Annotated in this window: 16 protein-coding genes and 1 tRNA gene; 10 read left to right on the top strand and 7 right to left on the bottom strand. The window is 42.3% G+C overall.

Translation table 11 applies throughout. From position 1 onward, the window contains the following. Nucleotides 1-10: 10 nt before the first annotated feature. Nucleotides 11-1201 (top strand): cupin domain-containing protein, encoded by a 1191-nt coding sequence (locus tag AC07M6_RS10460; RefSeq protein ID WP_494889109.1) that lies wholly within the window; start codon nt 11-13, stop codon nt 1199-1201. Next, entirely contained in the window at nt 1188-3392 is a 2205-nt protein-coding gene (locus AC07M6_RS10455) for a tryptophan halogenase family protein (RefSeq protein ID WP_494889107.1), read from the top strand. The genes AC07M6_RS10460 and AC07M6_RS10455 overlap by 14 nt, the downstream gene beginning before the upstream one ends. A 65-nt stretch (nt 3393-3457) precedes the next feature. Here AC07M6_RS10455 and cysC read toward each other — a convergent pair whose 3' ends face one another. The 3 genes from cysC to AC07M6_RS10440 all read right to left on the bottom strand — a co-directional run bounded on the left by cysC (nt 3458) and on the right by AC07M6_RS10440 (nt 6936). Further along, nucleotides 3458-4357 (bottom strand): adenylyl-sulfate kinase, encoded by a 900-nt coding sequence (gene cysC, locus AC07M6_RS10450; RefSeq protein WP_494889105.1) that lies wholly within the window; start codon nt 4355-4357, stop codon nt 3458-3460. Between the two features lie 78 nt (nt 4358-4435). Then, nucleotides 4436-5470 carry a hypothetical protein gene (locus tag AC07M6_RS10445; protein ID WP_494889103.1) on the bottom strand — a complete coding sequence of 345 codons (1035 nt, stop codon included), beginning with the start codon at nt 5468-5470 and terminating at the stop codon, nt 4436-4438. Nucleotides 5471-5472: 2 nt separating this feature from the next. Then, the gene (locus AC07M6_RS10440; protein WP_494889101.1) at nt 5473-6936 is read right to left on the bottom strand and encodes an MBOAT family O-acyltransferase; all 1464 of its coding nucleotides are present in this window, start codon (nt 6934-6936) and stop codon (nt 5473-5475) included. Between the two features lie 238 nt (nt 6937-7174). On the opposite strand from AC07M6_RS10440, the gene AC07M6_RS10435 reads away from it, so the two are divergent. After that, nucleotides 7175-7870: a DUF6089 family protein gene (locus tag AC07M6_RS10435; RefSeq protein ID WP_494889099.1), complete on the top strand. Its 696-nt coding sequence runs from the start codon at nt 7175-7177 to the stop codon at nt 7868-7870. A 64-nt stretch (nt 7871-7934) separates the two neighbouring features. Here the strand turns inward: AC07M6_RS10435 and AC07M6_RS10430 are convergent. Next, nucleotides 7935-8006 (bottom strand) — tRNA-Arg (locus AC07M6_RS10430). Between the two features lie 193 nt (nt 8007-8199). On the opposite strand from AC07M6_RS10430, the gene AC07M6_RS10425 reads away from it, so the two are divergent. Together AC07M6_RS10425 and AC07M6_RS10420 are read left to right on the top strand one after the other, a co-directional pair. Continuing rightward, complete coding sequence (locus AC07M6_RS10425) at nt 8200-9036, top strand: hypothetical protein (protein ID WP_494889097.1); 837 nt, start codon at nt 8200-8202, stop codon at nt 9034-9036. 7 nt (nt 9037-9043) lie between these two features. Continuing rightward, nucleotides 9044-9901 carry a metallophosphoesterase family protein gene (locus AC07M6_RS10420; RefSeq protein WP_494889095.1) on the top strand — a complete coding sequence of 286 codons (858 nt, stop codon included), beginning with the start codon at nt 9044-9046 and terminating at the stop codon, nt 9899-9901. A 169-nt stretch (nt 9902-10070) separates the two neighbouring features. On the opposite strand, the gene ychF is transcribed toward AC07M6_RS10420, so the two are convergent. After that, nucleotides 10071-11174 (bottom strand): redox-regulated ATPase YchF, encoded by a 1104-nt coding sequence (gene ychF, locus AC07M6_RS10415; protein WP_494889093.1) that lies wholly within the window; start codon nt 11172-11174, stop codon nt 10071-10073. 210 nt (nt 11175-11384) lie between these two features. On the opposite strand from ychF, the gene mgtE reads away from it, so the two are divergent. Then, nucleotides 11385-12761 (top strand): magnesium transporter, encoded by a 1377-nt coding sequence (gene mgtE / locus AC07M6_RS10410; RefSeq protein ID WP_494889091.1) that lies wholly within the window; start codon nt 11385-11387, stop codon nt 12759-12761. Nucleotides 12762-12911: 150 nt separating this feature from the next. Here the strand turns inward: mgtE and AC07M6_RS10405 are convergent, their stop codons facing one another. Both AC07M6_RS10405 and AC07M6_RS10400 read right to left on the bottom strand, forming a co-directional pair. After that, nucleotides 12912-13244: a DUF3276 family protein gene (locus tag AC07M6_RS10405; protein WP_494889089.1), complete on the bottom strand. Its 333-nt coding sequence runs from the start codon at nt 13242-13244 to the stop codon at nt 12912-12914. A 153-nt stretch (nt 13245-13397) separates the two neighbouring features. Further along, on the bottom strand, nt 13398-15185 hold the full coding sequence (locus AC07M6_RS10400) for an ABC transporter ATP-binding protein (protein ID WP_494889087.1): 1788 nt from the start codon (nt 15183-15185) through the stop codon (nt 13398-13400). A gap of 222 nt (nt 15186-15407) precedes the next feature. Here AC07M6_RS10400 and AC07M6_RS10395 point away from each other — a divergent pair, with 222 nt between their 5' ends. Genes AC07M6_RS10395 through yajC form a run of 4 tightly spaced genes read left to right on the top strand, consistent with a single transcriptional unit; the run spans nt 15408 to nt 18268 of the window. Further along, nucleotides 15408-16496: a Glu/Leu/Phe/Val family dehydrogenase gene (locus tag AC07M6_RS10395; protein ID WP_494889085.1), complete on the top strand. Its 1089-nt coding sequence runs from the start codon at nt 15408-15410 to the stop codon at nt 16494-16496. Between the two features lie 46 nt (nt 16497-16542). Further along, entirely contained in the window at nt 16543-17493 is a 951-nt protein-coding gene (nusB, locus tag AC07M6_RS10390; RefSeq protein WP_494889083.1) for a transcription antitermination factor NusB, read from the top strand. 2 nt (nt 17494-17495) lie between these two features. Next, a complete protein-coding gene (locus tag AC07M6_RS10385) occupies nt 17496-17924 on the top strand; it encodes a DUF1573 domain-containing protein (RefSeq protein WP_494889081.1) in 429 nt (142 codons plus the stop codon). A gap of 14 nt (nt 17925-17938) precedes the next feature. Beyond that, nucleotides 17939-18268: a preprotein translocase subunit YajC gene (yajC, locus tag AC07M6_RS10380; protein ID WP_494889079.1), complete on the top strand. Its 330-nt coding sequence runs from the start codon at nt 17939-17941 to the stop codon at nt 18266-18268. Nucleotides 18269-18288 lie beyond the last annotated feature (20 nt).

Here is an 18288-nt window from a genome sequence, read left to right as displayed (position 1 = left end):
AACTTACCAGATGGAAGAAACAGTTGGTCTTGCGTTACTTGTTGCGCCTCTGGCTGTTGAAGGCTTTTTTGAAAGTTATTGGGAAAAGCAATTTCTGCATCTTAAGCACGGGACAGGCTATTTTAATTCAGTTTTGCAGCCTTCGGATATTGACGATCTGTTAAGTCAGCAATATCTACTGCCCGACGGCATCCGCCTGATGAATAAAGGAGAAGCCGTTACACCAAATCATTGGACCAAAGCCGAAACACTGATTGACGGTACTGTTAAAACCGTTGTCGATCCGCAAAAACTGTTTAAATACTTTAATAACGGCGCTACAATTATTATTAATTCTGCCGAAAAATCTATCCCGCGCCTGGCAAACGCCTGCCGCTGTTTTGAACAGGAAATGCAGCTGAAGATACAGTCGAATATTTATGTAACCCCTCCGCATTCGCAGGGATTTTCCATGCATTATGATCCGCATGATATTTTCCTGATGCAAATAAAAGGGCCTAAAACCTGGCAGCTATACAATTCGGGCGAAGAACTACCTACAAAATACCGTAAGTTTAAGCACGATCCTAAGCTTGTTCTTAAACTCGATATACAGTCGGGCGATTTTTTATACATGCCGCGCGGTACCGTGCATGAGGCATTTGCATCGGAGGTATCAACCATACATGTTAACTTTTCCTGTAAACCGCACTATGGATTTCATTTGATTGAGGATTTGGCCGAGATAGCAGAACAAGACGATATGTTTTTCCGTAAAACGGTGCCTCACGGCTATAGCAGCGACGAAGATAAAAAAGCCTATATGGAAATATTCAGCTTAAAATTAGCCGAACTAATTAAAAAAGTGCCGCACCTTCAACTGCTTAAAAAGCAACAGGAAAATTTTGTTTCGCAGCAAAGTCTCGATTTTAAAGGGTATTTACTTAATTCACTACAAATGGAAACGCTAACCATAAATTCACGGGTTGTGAAACGGAAAGGCTTTATCCATATAGTTAAAAAGGCCGGAAATGAACTGCGCATAAGTTTTGGCGGGCAAAAGTTAATTGTGCCTCCGTTTATAGATAAAACACTTTTTTTACAAGATGATCCCTTTGTAATAGCCGATATAAAGGGACTTGCTACCGCCGATGGTAAACTGGCGCTGGTTAAGGAATTTATTTCGGCCGGATTTTTAGAAATAGTAAATGAAACCATATAACATTACACTGATATCCCGGCAGGCCGGAGATTTGCTTAGCGATTTCTTGTATGCGCAGTTTAGTAATATTAGCTGGTTAAATTGTACCGCGCTTCCAATTAGCCAGATAAAGCAGGCGCCAGATGATGCATTGCTGATTTTACCCCTGCAGGATATCTCGTTTGGTGAAATAACAGCTATTTGCGCTGCTTGCACACAAACCGGTAAAAGATACATTGCCATGTCGTTATGGAAAGGGCGGCTAATGGTTGGTCCGGCGTACTTCCCGGGTAAAAGTGCCGGTATCGATTCGTGTTTTATTCAGCTGCACCAGGAAAATGTTCAGGGCGGTAGTAGTAAAACATCGCTAAATGATTTAATGACCACTAAGCTGGATGGGGCCTTGTTGGAACAGCACTTGCCTACATTTTATAGTGCCTTTGCCATATTGCTGAATGAAATAAAGATCATTCGCGATGATGACCCCGCGCAGAGGTTAAAGCTGGTTGATCATATATACGTGTACGATTTTAAGCAGCGGGTAAACAGCCGTCCCAAATCAAAATACATTTATCCGGTATTTGAAAACAGTGTAAAGGAAAATACATCGGATAAATTGATTGATTATAAAGTATCCCTGGGCAAGTTTCTAAATTCTGTCGATCAGATTGTAGACCGGGCTTTTAATGGTAAAACGCCTGGGGTGAAAGAAGATGAATACAATAATGTAGCTGTTATAGGCGGTGGAACGGCCGGCTACCTGGCAGCACTGTTGCTGAAGCAAACTTATCCGGGCTTGCCCGTAACGCTGATCGAATCATCTAAAATACCCATTATTGGTGTAGGCGAGGCGACAACGCCTGAAATAAGACGCTTTTTGTTTGAGTCGTTAGGGTTTTCTCCGCACGAGTTTTACGATAAGGTAAAACCAACCTGGAAGCTTGGGATTAAGTTTTTTTGGGGCTTACCCGGAGATTATTACTTTAATTACCCATTTGGCCAGTTAGATTTAAAAAGCGCCTTCGCTGCCACCGGAAATATCAACCAGTCGTCGTTAACCGCTACTTTAATGGATAACGATTCTTCATTTGTTGTTTCTGCAAAAGACCAGCAAGGTAATGAGCGGTATTCCACACTTTCTGACGATCTGTTTTACGCCCTTCATATCGAAAACCAGGCATTTGTAGGCTATCTGAAACAAAAAGCTGATGAAGCCGGCATTATTTATAAAGACTTGTTGATTGTTGACGCGGAAAGGAAAACCGATGCGGAAGGTTTGCAGGCAGTTATTGCTGAAGACGGCACGCGCCACGAATATGATTTTTATGTAGATTGTACTGGTTTCCGGTCGCTTTTACTCGAAAAGATACTCGGCTCGCCGTTTGTTCCGTATAGCAACTGTTTATTTACCGATACAGCGGTAGTCGGTTGTATAAAAGATGTAGAGAAAGTTAAACCCTATACCTATGCCGAATCTATGAATCATGGCTGGAGCTGGAATACGCCTATACGCGGCGAAGACCATCGCGGTTATGTGTTTTCATCGGCACATTGTTCGGTTGATCAGGCCCTGGAGGAGCTTAAGGCCAAAAATCCGGGCATAGCAACGGGCGGTACCGTAAAATTCAGGGCGGGCCGGCACCGCGAAATGTGCATTGGTAACGTGTTTGCAATTGGCAATTCGTTTGCTTTTGTTGAGCCCCTTGAATCAACCGGCATCCATATGATTATTAAGGAGGCAAAGGTGCTTGCCTATAATTTTAATAATCTTAAAAAATCAGTTACCCTAAGGAAACGTATTAACGACGATATGAACGGGCACTGGGATTATCTGCGCGATTTTTTAGCCCTGCATTTCAAATACAACAAGAAATTTGATACGCCATTTTGGAAAGATTGCCGGGAAGAAACCGATGTGAGCAATATACAATGGATGATTGACCTGTATTACGAAACGGGCTTGCTGGGCAGTTCGGACAAAAGCTTAAGAAGAATGATTGAGGGATCAATTAAGGATGATATTTTTGGGCTTGACGCGTTTGATGTGATCATGATGGGGCAGGGGATGCTGCCCAAAAACTTCGACCTTACTATGCGGAACCGTCATATATGGGAAGCGCAATCAAAAAACTGGAGATCCATTCGCTCAATGACCGTTCCGATAGCAAAGGATCTGGACATCCTTACCCAGTACCTTGAAAGTAAATGGTAAGCCTATTCAGCCGGGTAATTTTTAAGCGGTTGTTTTGAATTTGATAGAGGGGGATCTTTTATTTTCTATGAAATAGGTAACTGTACCGTATCGTCATATGTTTGGAAATACATTTTATTTGTCAGGTGGTTTTTGATGGTAACCATGCAGTCTTCAACAGATGCCTGATCTGTATTTAAATAGATATCGGGCTTAACCGGGGGCTCATAAGGGCTGCTAATGCCAGTGAAGTTTTTGATCTTCCCCTCCAATGCGAGTTTATAAAGGCCTTTTGCGTCTCTTTTTTGACAAACTTCCAGGCTGGCGTCTAAATAGATCTCAATAAAACTATCCTTGTTAATGATTTTTTTAGCCGTTTCCCGGTCGGCCAGGAAAGGAGATATAAATGAAGCGATAACGATAATGCCGGCATCATTAAATAAATGACATATTTCAGCCACCCGCCGTATGTTTTCAGTCCGGTCGTCTTCTGTAAAAGATAGGTCACTATTGATACCCAACCTGGTGTTATCACCATCGAGCACGTAAACTTTTCCTTTTTTTTGGAAAATCCATTCTTCAATGTTATTCGCTAATGTTGATTTCCCTGATCCCGACAAGCCTGTTAGCCAGATAGTAAAGGCTTTATTGTTATTTGATGCTTCGCGATCGGCCCGGGTTATCTTACCTGTCTGTTTAAATAAATTAGGCCGGTTCTCCAGTTTGGTGATCTTTGCCAAATCCTTTTTCGATGGTAGCCCAAAAGTTGTTTTTTGCCAAATTCGTTCATGAAGGTAATAGATAATCATTTTGGTCAGTAGTTCTGCCAGTCCAATTTTTGCCCCGATATGAAAGCTTCCGGAAATAAACCATCCCAGCAACATCGTATCTATAGACCCAATTACCCGCCAGGAAATTGTTTTTAATATGTTCCTCTTAAAGATGGGGTCTTTTTTAAAGACGCTTAGCACTATATCGGTGATCATATTAAGTGGTTAAGGTTATTATTATTGGTTAGTTTATTTTTATACAGATCAGTTGCTGATTTAATGAAACCCAATCCGTTAATGTAATACAAACTTATTCAAAATCAATCGAAGTCCATGCTCATTACAATGTACAGCATCATAAAAATCCCTGTTTGATAAACCACATTTTGCAGGATCAAATGAACCGATCAGTTCTATTTTTTTTTGATCAGCGAATTGTTTGATCAGATGCTCTGCATTTAATCCCGACGGATAGCTGTTAAGGATAGTTTTATAAATGGAAGGATGATAAGGAGTCAGTAACAGGAAGACCCGGATATGTCGGGTTTGCATATCATTAATTAACTGCAATAATTGTTTCCATTTGCCGGCGGAAACCGAATTTAACAGTTTCAAATCAGCAATATCCCCCCGCTTCAGGTAAATCTCAACCCGTGATTTTACCGCTGTTTCGCTGCTGTTTCGATAAGCATCGTTATAAGTTAAAGAACCATCTGGGTTTTTGGTATTAGAAACATTGTATTTTTCTGTAGTAGCTACCGGCTGATCATGGCCGCGGATTTTCCTTAACAAAGCAGGCAGCGAACGTTGAAAATAAGTTAACGAAAAAAGTGTGGTGAATTTGTTCAACCGTGTTTGTTTACCGTTATCGATTTTATGATCGCCTGATTTTTGGGCTATGTGCTGTTGTTCTGCATCATCATTAAGTGTCCAGGGATCTATACCGATAATGATGCGGCGGGGGATTTTTCCTGTTAGCAAGTAAAGGTGATAAACAGCTTCAATATCTGTAAGCGTTGCCCCGCTAATTGAATTATTAATCAATCGATATCCTCCAATCATGCCCGAGTCAATAAGCATCGCCTTGCTTGATCCTATTACGGCAATATCAGGTGCAAAGGGTAACTTCTTTATCCATTCCTGTTGTACCAGGCGTTCATTATAGTTACTGATATTGGTGACCGATTTATGGGACAACAGCATGCCGGCAATCTTTTTCTCATAATTATTAGAAAATATCTTGGCAGCATCTCCAAAATAATTAACTAATACCAGTATGATGATTAAGGGCAGGCAGATGCCTAAAACCTTATATACAAATGATTTCATATTTAAAATTGAAAATAAATGAACTTATTTTCGCCAAAGTTGCCTAAAAGGATGATGATTAAAATAATGCTGTAATAAAAGGCATATTTTGCAAACGGACTTAACGCGGCCGGCATTTTTTCAAGGGCATACCTTTGGCGGCGCCCAAACCATTCAACTACAAAAACCCCAATTACTAAAGCAATAAAAACATACCCTGTTTCCTGAATAATTTTTATGGTTTGCCGGTAAGCGCCAATATTGAAAAGGCCCGATACCGAATGTGTAACCATATAAACCGCCTCATGGAAGTTTTTAGCCCGAAAAACCATCATAGACAATAATATCAGCAAAAATGTTCGGCCCATTTGAAATACCTCGGTTATTGAAGGGGTATTGCTATTGGGGGCTACAGTATCCTTGTAGTTGATATGGCGGGAACTAAGCAGCGAGGGTAAAAGGTAAAGTGCATTTAACAATCCCCATAAAATAAAGTTCCACGATGCGCCGTGCCAGAAACCGCTTAATAAAAAAATGATAAACACATTGCGTATTTTTTGCCCTTTACTGCCCTGGCCCCCTCCCAGGGGAATGTAAACATAATCCCTGAACCAGCTATATAGTGATATATGCCATCGCCGCCAAAATTCACCAATGTTTCGCGAGAAGTATGGAAATGCAAAATTTTGCATCAGTTCAAATCCAAAAAGGCGGCCCGAACCTATAGCAATATCCGAGTAGGCCGAAAAATCGCAGTATACCTGTATCGTAAAAAATATCCCAGCTAATAATAAAGCGGAGCCTGTGTAATCGTGTGAATTAGCATAGATCAGATCAACTACTCTGCCGCAGTTATCTGCAATTACAATCTTTTTAAAAAAGCCCCAAAGCATTTGCTTAAGGCCATCAACTGCTTTAGCCTGATCAAACCGGCGTTTTTTAAGAAACTGGGGCAACAAATGTTCAGCACGTTCTATGGGCCCGGCAACTAACTGTGGAAAAAAGCTTACAAATGCCGCAAAAGCAATAAAATCTTTGGTGGGAGTAAGCTTGCGCCGGTAAACATCAATGGTATAGCTCATGGTTTGGAACGTATAAAAGCTTATTCCGGCGGGTAAGATGATGCTTAGCGTAAAAAAATCAGCTTTTATCCCAAGCCATGAAAGCCCGGTAATGAAATTTTCAATAAAGAAATTATAGTATTTAAAGAAGCCTAAAAGGCTTAAGTTGGCGGTTATGCTTACAATAATCAGCGCTTTACGTCGCGAATTTTGTGTTGTGCGGTTTAATGCAAGGGCTACAAAGTAATCAACTACAGTTGTGATAAAAAGCAGGGACAGCAGTTTCCATTGCAGCCATCCGTAAAACAAATAGCTTGCAAGTAAAACGAATAGGTTTTGCAGAGGTAATTTCCGCTCTAAAATGAACCAGTAAAATATGAATACTAAAGGTAAAAATATGGCATATTCAACCGAGTTAAAAAGCATAAATAACTATATTTTATGTTGAAGATAAAGAAAAACCGGAGAACCCAAAAATATCGCTGTGCTAAAGGGTTTTACAGGTCAGTGGGTTGCGCTTTAGCTTTTGACGTATTTATTTATTGGGATATTGTTTTTAATTTATCGTTATAATTTTTACTGTCCAAATAAAAAAATATATACATTTGACATAGTAACGCGCCAGGCTGCCAATTATCTGGTATTTAAACTCAAAACCTATAGTTTGAAAAAGTTCATTTTTACCCTGCTCATTGGTGTTTCGTTTGCGGCAGCTTATGCCCAGGTTGGATATAACTACGCCCAGTACGATTTTGGCCTATCGGGAGCAGTTAATACCACCTACACCGATTTTGCAAAAAGCGGATCGGGCTATGCAGCCCAGATCCATTTCACGTACAACTACAGTCCGTTTATTAACTATATAGCCGAGATACAGGTAGGCGGCCTTAATGGCAGCGATTTGACAGGAGTAATACCGGGCAGCGACCTTAGTTTCACTAATGATTATAGCATGGTAACTTTCAGGGCGCAATTGCAAATGGGCGAAATTATGGACTATTCAAGAAGTCAGTTCAGTAATTTTTTTAAAAATATTTATATCAGCACCGGTGTTGGCGTAATTTATACCGATGTTAAAAACTATGATACCGGCCAGCTCTCGGCCGAAAGTAAGAGTAGTAACGTATTTATCCCGTTAAAGGCCGGATATGAGTTTAAACTATTCAATAGTTATAATGAGCCATGGGCTAAAATTGATTTTGGTTATCAGTTTAATTATGTTTTAAGCGATAATTTAGATGGCGTTAACCCTACCAACAATCAATACAGCAAAAAAAATGACTCCATGAGCCAAATTGTTGTGGGCCTAAAGTTTGCCATTGGCGGCTATACTTCTTACCGTAAGTCTATCAATTATTAATGCTAATTAATATCCGCTAAGTGCATAAAAAAAGGAAATGTCCAATTAAGTCCATTTCCTTAAGTGCTCCCGACGAGATTCGAACTCATATCGATGGTACCGGAAACCATAATTCTATCCGTTGAACTACGGGAGCATGGCGCAAATATAACCTATTGCTTGTTATTATAAACTGATAAAATAAAAAAGGATCAGTTACTTTAAAGTTGATATAAAATTATGTGCCGAAAATTTTATATAAAGATTTCATTGATATAAATTTAACAACAAATTAACGGGCCTGTTGTATCATTGCCGGATATTTACCAATGTCAAACATCTGCTTACTTATGAGGAAAATTCTATTCGCTTTAACCGTTATTAGCTTTATTAACATACAGGTAAAAGCGCAAAACGCGGCCGATATAAAACCGGCGCCGGCAATGACTGCGCCGCAGCCCTTTTTGTTTTCTGTTAACACACTTACTGCAAATACGCCATTATGGAGCGTAAACTATGCAGGCGGTTATGGCGAGCGCACAGCAGGATCATTCGGTTATGATGGTGTAGACCAGCAATTAGCTGTTAAAGGCTACCTGGGTAACCGGTTTACCTTTTTGGCGGCTGCCAGCCTGGGTTTTGCCAATTCGGGTGGGACTACCAGCGCACAGCAGGCCGAAGTGATCCGTGATTTTATTGGCGGGCAAAAAGCCATAGGCGCACGTTTTGGTGTAGGCTTAGGCGCTAACCGCGATTTTTCAAACACCGCCGCCATATTTAGCCGCATTACAGCCGCCTATGATGCCGCAGCCTGGCGCGTTGGGGGCAACCTGAAATTTGAGAAAGCCTTTAATAAAAACCGCGACGGTATAGATCTGATTACCAGTGTTGGTTTTCAGCACTGCATTGCCGGGCCATTTTTTGCCGGTATAGAAGCCGTAGGGCAGGACCTGGAAGGCTTTTGGGAAAAGGACGAAGCCGAAGGCGGCGCCAAATTGCTGATCGGGCCATCTATCAATGTAAACCCATACCGCTCCCGCTTCTCATTTTCGGTATGCGGCGGCCCCGTATTTTATGCTACACATAGTACCGTGGTACCTTCCGCAGCTATCAGGGATGTAGGCGCGCTGGCTTCACAAAATGGCTATACCATCAGGGTAATGGTCGCCTTTAATTTACACCAATAACATCAACATGAACAACAGACGCAAATTTCTTAAATCAACACTCATCGGCATGGCAGGTATTAACCTGCTGCCGGCCATCAACTCGTTTGCCGGGACTGTAGATGGTAACAGTTATACCAAGCCGGATGCTAAGTTTAAACTGCGTTTTGCGCTGGTTTCTGATGGGCATTATGCGCAGCCCGATACCGATTCGGATACTTTTTACAGCAACATGGTTAGCTGGATGCATAAAGAGCATCATGATAACCACCTGGATATGGTAATTGTTAACGGTGATCTGGTGCATAACCGTCCCGACCTGCTGCCTAAAATAAAAACTACTTATTTAGATAAATTACCTGTGCCTTACCACACACTGCCCGGCAACCACGATTTTGCCGATGCTCAGGTTTGGAAAAACGTATTCGGGTACGAGGATAATTATACTATTGATAAGGGCGATATCGGCTTTGTATTGGCCAATACAGCAAATACAAAGGGCGAGTATGTTTGCCCTAATGCCGCATTTTTAAAGGCATCGTTTGACAAATTTAAAGCTAAACCTATTGTATTTGCGGTATTGCACGTTCCGCCGCATACCTGGCTGCCCGAAGAGAAAACGATATTTTTAAATTGCCCCGATATCATTGAATTGCTGCACAGCTATCCAAATATTAAAGCCGCGTTCCACGGGCACGATCATTCGCTGGATGGAGTACGTTATACCGGTAAAAACTTCCCGCATTTGTTCGATTCGCACTTTGGCGGTAATTGGGGAACTGAATATAAGGGTTACAGGATTGTAGAGGTTGGGGTGGATAATACCATCAATACCTACCAGGTTAACGCCAGCCAAAATCCGAAGCTGAATGGGAATAAGCTTTAAGCCCCCCGGCCCCCTAAAGGGGGAGCAAATGTGCAGATGAGAAAATGTGCAAATATGCAGATGATAAAAAAGGCGCTTCGGTTTACCGAAGCGCCTTTTGTTTTAATTATATCTTTTCGGTCTTTCCCGACTTTTCGACTACTTACACCCCCTTTAGGGGGCTGGGGGGCTACACATTAAACCTGAAGTGCATTACATCGCCGTCTTCAACTACATATGTTTTGCCTTCAATACCCAGTTTGCCGTTCTCTTTAATAGTAGCTTCCACACCGTTGTATTTTACAAAGTCATCGTACTTGATCACTTCGGCACGGATAAAGCCTTTTTCAAAATCACTGTGTATTACACCAGCTGCCTGCGGGGCAGTAAAGCCCTTGGTGATGGTCCAGGCGCGTACTTCCTGCACACCGGCGGTAAAGTAGGTGGCCAGGTTAAGCAGCTTGTAGGCGGCCTTAATCAGCTTATTAACGCCCGATTCGGTTAAACCCAGATCCTCCAAAAACAACTGGCGTTCCTCATAGCTTTCCAGCGTAGCAATTTCCGATTCTATTTGTGCTGATATAACCAGCACTTCGGCGCCTTCTGCTTTGGCAGCGGCTTTCACCCTGTCTACATAAGCATTGCCGGTGTTAACCGATGCCTCATCTACATTACAAACATATAATACAGGTTTGGCGGTTAGCAGCCATATATCGGCAATGTATTCCTGATCTTCTTCGGCAACGGGAGCGGTACGTGCCGATTTACCTTCCAGCAAATGGTTTTTGTAAATGGTTAGCACGTCGAAGGTTTTTTTGGCCTCCTTGTCGCCGCCGGTTTTGGCCATTTTTTCAACCTTCTGTATCTTTTTCTCTATCGAGTCAAGGTCTTTCAGTTGTAGTTCGGTATCAATAATTTCCTTATCGCGTATCGGGTCAACAGAACCATCAACGTGTATTACGTTATCGTTATCAAAGCAGCGCAATACGTGCAATATGGCGTTGGTAGCACGGATATTGGCCAAAAACTGGTTACCCAAACCCTCGCCCTTGCTGGCACCTTTAACCAGGCCGGCAATGTCTACAATCTCAATTACGTTAGGCACCACATTTTTAGGGTTCACTATTTCGGTGAGTTTGGTCAGGCGCTCATCCGGAACAGTAATAACTCCCACATTGGGTTCTATTGTGCAAAACGGAAAATTGGCCGCCTGCGCTTTAGCGTTTGATAAGCAATTAAAAAGAGTTGATTTCCCCACGTTTGGCAAACCCACTATACCACATTGTAGTCCCATGTTTTATTAAATTTAGTCGATGGTCCATAGTCGATAGTCCATAGTAAGATTGCAAAAACGCTATCGACTATGGTCCATGGGCTATGGACTAAAATCGCGCAAAGATAACAGAAAAAACGGCCTGTTTTTTTGAAAAATTAAACGCACCTTTGCGGGCGCTATCAATAGGCATAAAATCAACCATAACATGTAAAAACGGAGGGGCCACATATGGAAAAAGAGATGTTGGAGGAAGTAGAAATATTGCTGGAGCAAAACGACGATAAGCAGCTTAGCGATTATCTTAACCATCTTAATATATCGGATGTTGAACAGCTGGTAGATGAGTTTCCGGAATATGGCCCTAGGTTTATCGAAACATTATCGATTAACCGCGCTGTTAATGTTTTCCGTATCCTGGATTTTCCGACGCAGGAGCGTATCATTAAAAAACTTACCGGGACAAAAATTGCCGAACTTATTAATGGCCTGCCGCCGGATGACCGTACCGCGCTGTTTAGCGAACTGCATGGCGACGCGGTAAAGAACCTGATCCTGCACCTGCCGCCGGATGACCGGAAGGAAGCCCTGTCTTTATTGGGTTATGAAGAAGATAGCGTTGGCCGTTTAATGACGCCCGATTACATCACCGTTAAACAGGATTGGGATGTTACCAAGGTACTGTCGCACATCAGGCGCTACGGTAAAAACTCCGAAACTATTGATGTGCTGTATGTGATTGATAATAACGGTGTTTTGCTGGATGATATCCGCATCCGGGAGATACTGCTGGTTAAACCCGAAACCAAGGTGAGCGCCCTGATGGATAGCCGCCTGATCGCATTAAATGTAAAAGACCCGCAGCAGGAAGCCATTAACGTTTTCCGTATGAATAACCGCACAGCTTTGCCGGTAACGGATGATGATAACATTATGCTGGGCATTGTTACTGTGGATGATATCCTGTGGATAGCTAACGAAGAATATACCGAAGACATCCAGAAAATTGGTGGTACCGAAGCGCTGGACGAACCTTATTTAGATATTAACCTGTTTCGCCTGGTTAAAAAGCGGGTAGGCTGGCTCATCGTTTTGTTTTTAGGTGAGATGCTGACTGCAAGCGCTATGCAGTATTTTGAAGGATCGATAGCGAAGGCGGTAGTGTTAGCTATGTTTATTCCTTTGATCATATCCAGCGGGGGCAATAGCGGCTCGCAGGCATCAACATTAATTATACAGGCTATGGCCCTGGGAGAAGTTACCATTGCCGATTGGTGGCGTGTAATGCGCCGCGAATTGCTGTCGGGTACTATGTTGGGCATCACCCTGGGCATTATTGGCTTTCTGCGGATCTTTGTTTGGACGATGATCTTTCCTACACTCTATGGCCCGCATTGGATATTGGTTGGTTTTACCGTTGGTACGGCGCTGATAGGGGTAGTGCTTTGGGGATCCTTAGCAGGCTCTATGCTGCCACTGTTACTCAAAAAAGTTGGCGCCGACCCGGCCACGTCATCCGCCCCCTTTGTGGCTACGCTGGTTGATGTTACCGGGCTGATCATTTACTTTAGTATAGCGGTAATGATTATGAGTGGTACATTGTTGTAACGGCACCATGCTTGGATAACCACTATGTCATTCGAACGAACCGCGCATTCCCTCCCTTGCTCATCGAAATGACATAAATTATATAAAAGCAAAAAATCCCCCGGTAAACTACCGGGGGATTTTTTGCTTTATAATTGGTTAGGGAGGAGTTTAAATTTCAAATGAAAAATCTTCGTCGGCTGATGCCCGTGCTGGTTCGTGGTTTTCGCTGAATTCGTAACGTTTTTCCACAACTTCCTGGTTGGCTTTAATATAGTCGATGGTTTCTTTTAAACCTTCGGCAAATTTTTCAAAGTCTTCTTTATACAGAAATATTTTGTGCTTCACAAAAACACCATCCTCCAAACGTTTCTTACTTTCGGTAACGGTAACATAATAGTCATTTGATCTTGTTGCCTTTACATCAAAAAAGTAGGTACGCTTGCCTGCTCTTACCTTTTTTGAAAAAACCTCCTCGCGCTCTCTATTGTCAAAATCTCCCATATAATAAGTGTTTGTTTAGTTTGTTTGGGATAAATATATAAATTTTTTCAAACAGCAAGTATTAATTTCAATAATATCTAAAAATTTTAGCGTATTTTTTAATACTATTTTATTAGTTTATGGGTTTAGCTTCAAAGAGAGGTTAAATCAAGCCTAACTATTTTCGGCCTCTTCTAATAATTGCTTTTCGTATAATTCAAAATAACTGCCTTTTAGTTCCATCAGGCTATCGTGGGTGCCCTGCTCAATAATCTGGCCCTGGTCCATTACCAGTATTTTATCGGCGTTTTTAATGGTTGATATGCGGTGGGCAATAATAATACTTGTTTTACCCTGCATAATATGCCCCAGGTTATTTAATATAGCCTCCTCGGTACGGGTATCAACCGCCGACAGGCAATCGTCAAATATCAGTACCTGCGGGTGTTTAACAATGGCCCTGGCTATAGATACACGCTGCTTTTGCCCGCCCGATAGGGTAATACCGCGTTCGCCTATCATGGTTTCAAAGCCGTTTTCAAACTCAATAATATTATCATAAACGGCGGCGTCCTTAGCGGCTTGTTCTACAACAGGCATATCTAATACATCGGCGCTAAACGCAATATTATTAGCTATCGTATCCGAAAATAAAAATACTTCCTGCGGTACAAAGCCTATTTGCGCCCGGTAATGCTCCAGGTTTTGCAGGTGCAGCGGCAGTTGATCTATCTCAATATGCCCATCGGTGCAATCATACATCCGCATAATCAGGTTAGCCACTGTTGATTTCCCTGAGCCCGTACGGCCAATGATGGCCACCATCTGGCCCGGCTCGGCGGTAAAGGATATATTTTTAAGCGCCTGGATACCGGTATCGGGATAAATAAAGGAAACGTTATTAAAAGTGATCTGCCCGTTTATTTTGCGTTGCTCATTGCTAATAGATGCAATTTCGGATTTAGTATGCAAAAACTCATTAATGCGCTTTTGCGATGCCGCCGCCCGCTGGATGAGTGAGGTAACCCAGCCTAAAGATATGACCGGGAACATTAACTGGTTAAGATATACTACAAATTCGGCCACATTGCCGGGGGTTACATTACCCTTCATTACTTCCACGCCGCCCACATAAATGATAATAACGTTGCTAATGCCGATCAATAACAGCATCATGGGGTAAAACAGCGCCTGCACCTGTACCAGCGCCATCGATTGCGTTTTATAACCTTCACTTTCCTTAGCAAAGCTTTCCTGAACAGATTTTTCGCGTACGTATGATTTGATCACCCTGATCCCCGAAAAATTCTCCTGCACAAAACCCGATAATGATGATAACCGCTGCTGGATCTTCTCGCTGCGCGAGTTAATGATATTATTTACATAGTAAATACTTATCACCAGTATAGGCATTGGTAAAATAGAAAATATGGCCAGCCGCACATTTACCGTAAGCATGGCATATATCACCATGATAAAAAGCACCACGGTATTTATGGTATACATAATGCCCGGACCAAGGTACATGCGCACACGGCTCACATCTTCGGTAACGCGGTTCATCAAATCGCCGGTATTATGGCGGCGATAAAAAGCCAGCGATAGTACCTGATAGTGGCTGTAGATCTCGTTCTTCAGGTCGTACTCGATATGGCGCGACATTAATATCAGTGTTTGCCGCATAAAGAAGAGGAACATGCCCCTCAATAAAGCCAAAACCAGCACCAGGAAACCAAACAGCAGCAGGCTATGCCCAAAAATGGTATAAATTATACTTTGCCGTTCAAACCCTGCAAACAGGTGATAGGTGCCGATATTATCGGTAACCAAATCGAAAGCGATGCGGATAACCTGTGCCGGTAATACGCCAAATATGTTGGAAATAATCACAAACAAAATCCCCGGCAACAGGCGCCAGCGATATTTCCACAGGAATTTATTTAGATATGCAAGGTCCTTCATGATAAAAAGTCCGGAAGACCGGAAGACCGGAAGACCGAAAGTCAAAGATAGGGGATTAGTCCGAAAGTCGGTAAGCCGGCAAGACTGAAAGCCGAATAAAACGCCATGTATGACAATGTACTTTCGGACTTTCGGTCTTTCCGTCTTCCGGACTAAGCAAAAGAAATTTGCTTCAACCAAAAAAACACCTACTTTTGTCCCGACAACACTACCATATCTGCAATGCCTGTACCTAACAATAACGATCTTTCCATTTTTAGCCAGCTAACAGAATACGGGCATCAAAAAATAGTGTTTTGTAACGACCCCGACACCGGGCTTAAAGCCATCATAGCTATTCACGATACTACTTTAGGCCCTGCTTTGGGCGGTACCCGCATGTGGACATACCGATCTGAACGAGATGCCCTGAACGATGTGCTGCGGCTATCAAAAGCCATGACCTATAAAGCGTCTATTTCGGGCTTAAATATTGGGGGCGGCAGCGCCGTTATTATTGGCGACCCGCGAAAAGATAAAACCGAGGCCATGATGCGCCGCCTGGGCCGTTTCATCAAAAACCTGAACGGCGAATTTATTACCGGCGAAGATATGGGTACCAACCCACGCGATATGGAATATATCCGGATGGAAACCCAGCATGTTACCGGCTATCCCGAAACAATAGGTGGCAGCGGCGACCCTTCGCCTATTACTGCCAAGGGTGTAATTATGGGCATAAAAGCCTGCATAAAGGAAGTATATGGAACCGATACCCTGGCCGGCCGTTCTGTAATTGTGCAGGGAGTGGGCCACGTAGGCGAAACACTGGTACGCTTGCTGCGTGATGAGAACACCAAAGTATACGTAAGCGATATTAATGAAGACAGGGTAGGGCAGGTATCTAAAAAATACGGCGCCCAGCCGGTATCCAACAATAATATTTTTGATATAGATGCTGATATTTATGCCCCCTGCGCTTTAGGTGCAACTATAAATACCAGTACCATTAAAAAGCTAAAATGCGCCATTATAGCCGGCTCGGCCAATAACCAGTTAGAAGATGAGGCCCTGCATGGCAAAATGCTGCTGGACAAAGGCGTTATCCTGGCACCCGATTACGTGATCAACGCGGGTGGTTTGATCAACGCCTATTCGGAATTGATGGGTTTTACCCGCAAGCGCACCCTGCAGCTAACCGAAAATATTTACGATGCTACACGCAGCATTTTAAAATTATCGAAGAGCGAAAACATCCCAACCATTGAAGCAGCAAACAAAATAGCAGAAAAAAGAATAGCCGATATTAAGAAAATTAAAACATCATACTAATAATTTCATTATACCAAGGATTTAATCCTTACAAATCGTTCTTACCATGTTAAACAGAAGGCACCTTAGGGTAAAAGTATTACAGGCGTTGTACGCCTATCACCAATCAGATTCGAAAGACGTTAAGTATCACGAGAAACAACTGCTGCAAAGCATTGATAAGGTGTACGAAATGTACATCTGGATGCTGTCGCTTATTTCTGAAGTTATTGATTATGCATCGACCGATGCCGACGAGCGCGCGAACAAGCACCTGCCCACTGCCGAGGATTTGAAACCTAACCTCAAAATCCTGGAAAACAGGTTCATTACCTCGTTAAAACAAAATAAAGAATACATTACGGCGTTAAAAAAATATAAGGTTTCCTGGAGTTTTGATCCGGAGCTGGCCCGTGCTTTATTTAATATCCTTAAAAACTCGGACGAGTATAAAGAGTACCTGCAAAAAACAGACGATACCATATCAACTGATAAGGATATTATTAAATTCATCTTTAAAAAAGTGATCCTGAAATCGTCATTAGCCGAACAGGTTTTTGAGGATATGTTTATCTTTTGGCCGGTAGATAAGGATGTATTGCAGGCGCTGATCGCAAAAACGTTTAAGAATTTCGCTTATGACGACCCAGCCCAGAATAAGCTGGCCGAAGTAACCGGCAACTGGGTAGAAGACCGTGAGTTTATAGTAGACTTGTTTGAAAAAACCATCCGTTACGATAGCCCATACCAGGAATTGATTAGCGCCAAAACCCAAAACTGGGAACCCGAACGTATAGCTATGATGGATACCCTGCTGATGAAAATGGGGATAACCGAGTTTATTAACTTTACATCGGTACCGGTAAAAGTTACTATAAACGAGTACCTGGAGATAGCCAAGGAATTTAGTACACCTAAAAGTAATTCGTTTATAAACGGTATATTAGACAAAATTTTATCAGAGCTTAAAACAGAAAATAAGATCAGGAAAATTGGCCGCGGTTTAATAGAAGAGTAAAAATGAAAAAAGTATTAATAGCCATCCTTTCATTAAGCATCCTTACTGCCTGCAACAATGGCAGTACAAAACCAGTAGCAGGCGCCGCCCTAACCAAAGAGAACGCGCCGGTAATAAAATTTGATAGCGAGGCTTTTGATTTTGGCAAAATTAAAACAGGGGATAAGGTTACGCACGAGTATAAATTTGTGAATACGGGCAAATCGCCGTTGATCATCAGCGATAGTTATGCTACCTGTGGCTGTACCAAACCCGAGTGGCCGCATACGCCAATAAAACCGGGCGATAGCGGCATTGTTAAAGTTACCTTCAGTAGCGAAGGGAAATCGGGACTGCAGGATAAGCAAATTACTATAGTGGCCAATACTTTACCGGCTAATACAGTAGTGCACATGGTAGGTGAAGTAATTGAAACAGCAACAAAAAAATAATTTTTAGATAACAAATGATAGCAACAGTTTTATTACAGGCCGCCGGTGGTGGCTTAGGCAGTTTGGGCAGCATTGTACCCATGATTTTGATCATTGTGGTATTTTACTTTTTTATGATCCGCCCGCAGGTTAAAAAGCAAAAAGATCAGAAAAAATTAGTGGAAGAGATTAAAATAGGGGATAAAGTAGTTACCACAGCCGGTATACATGGCAAAGTTGCCACCGTAACCGACACCTATTTTTTAATTGAGGTTGATAATAATGTAAAGATCAAGTTTGAGAAATCAGCGATATCGCTTGAATCTACAAAAGCGTTGAACACACCTCCGGCCGTAACAAAATAACATACGCCGCCGACATGGAA

The organism is Mucilaginibacter sp. GW821-FHT07H05 (assembly GCF_059418485.1).
Note: the sequence above shows the minus strand (reverse complement) of the source record. Positions and strands in the feature narration are given on the sequence as shown.

Coding starts and splice junctions, on each gene's coding strand:
- AC07M6_RS10425 (WP_494889097.1), top strand. CDS start 8,200: ATGAGGAAAATTCTATTCGCTTTAACCGTTATTAGCTTTATTAACATA.
- ychF (WP_494889093.1), bottom strand. CDS start 11,174: ATGGGACTACAATGTGGTATAGTGGGTTTGCCAAACGTGGGGAAATCA.
- AC07M6_RS10440 (WP_494889101.1), bottom strand. CDS start 6,936: ATGCTTTTTAACTCGGTTGAATATGCCATATTTTTACCTTTAGTATTC.
- AC07M6_RS10460 (WP_494889109.1), top strand. CDS start 11: ATGGAAGAAACAGTTGGTCTTGCGTTACTTGTTGCGCCTCTGGCTGTT.
- AC07M6_RS10395 (WP_494889085.1), top strand. CDS start 15,408: ATGCCTGTACCTAACAATAACGATCTTTCCATTTTTAGCCAGCTAACA.
- AC07M6_RS10385 (WP_494889081.1), top strand. CDS start 17,496: ATGAAAAAAGTATTAATAGCCATCCTTTCATTAAGCATCCTTACTGCC.
- yajC (WP_494889079.1), top strand. CDS start 17,939: ATGATAGCAACAGTTTTATTACAGGCCGCCGGTGGTGGCTTAGGCAGT.
- mgtE (WP_494889091.1), top strand. CDS start 11,385: ATGGAAAAAGAGATGTTGGAGGAAGTAGAAATATTGCTGGAGCAAAAC.
- AC07M6_RS10455 (WP_494889107.1), top strand. CDS start 1,188: ATGAAACCATATAACATTACACTGATATCCCGGCAGGCCGGAGATTTG.
- nusB (WP_494889083.1), top strand. CDS start 16,543: ATGTTAAACAGAAGGCACCTTAGGGTAAAAGTATTACAGGCGTTGTAC.
- AC07M6_RS10445 (WP_494889103.1), bottom strand. CDS start 5,470: ATGAAATCATTTGTATATAAGGTTTTAGGCATCTGCCTGCCCTTAATC.
- AC07M6_RS10420 (WP_494889095.1), top strand. CDS start 9,044: ATGAACAACAGACGCAAATTTCTTAAATCAACACTCATCGGCATGGCA.
- AC07M6_RS10400 (WP_494889087.1), bottom strand. CDS start 15,185: ATGAAGGACCTTGCATATCTAAATAAATTCCTGTGGAAATATCGCTGG.
- AC07M6_RS10405 (WP_494889089.1), bottom strand. CDS start 13,244: ATGGGAGATTTTGACAATAGAGAGCGCGAGGAGGTTTTTTCAAAAAAG.
- cysC (WP_494889105.1), bottom strand. CDS start 4,357: ATGATCACCGATATAGTGCTAAGCGTCTTTAAAAAAGACCCCATCTTT.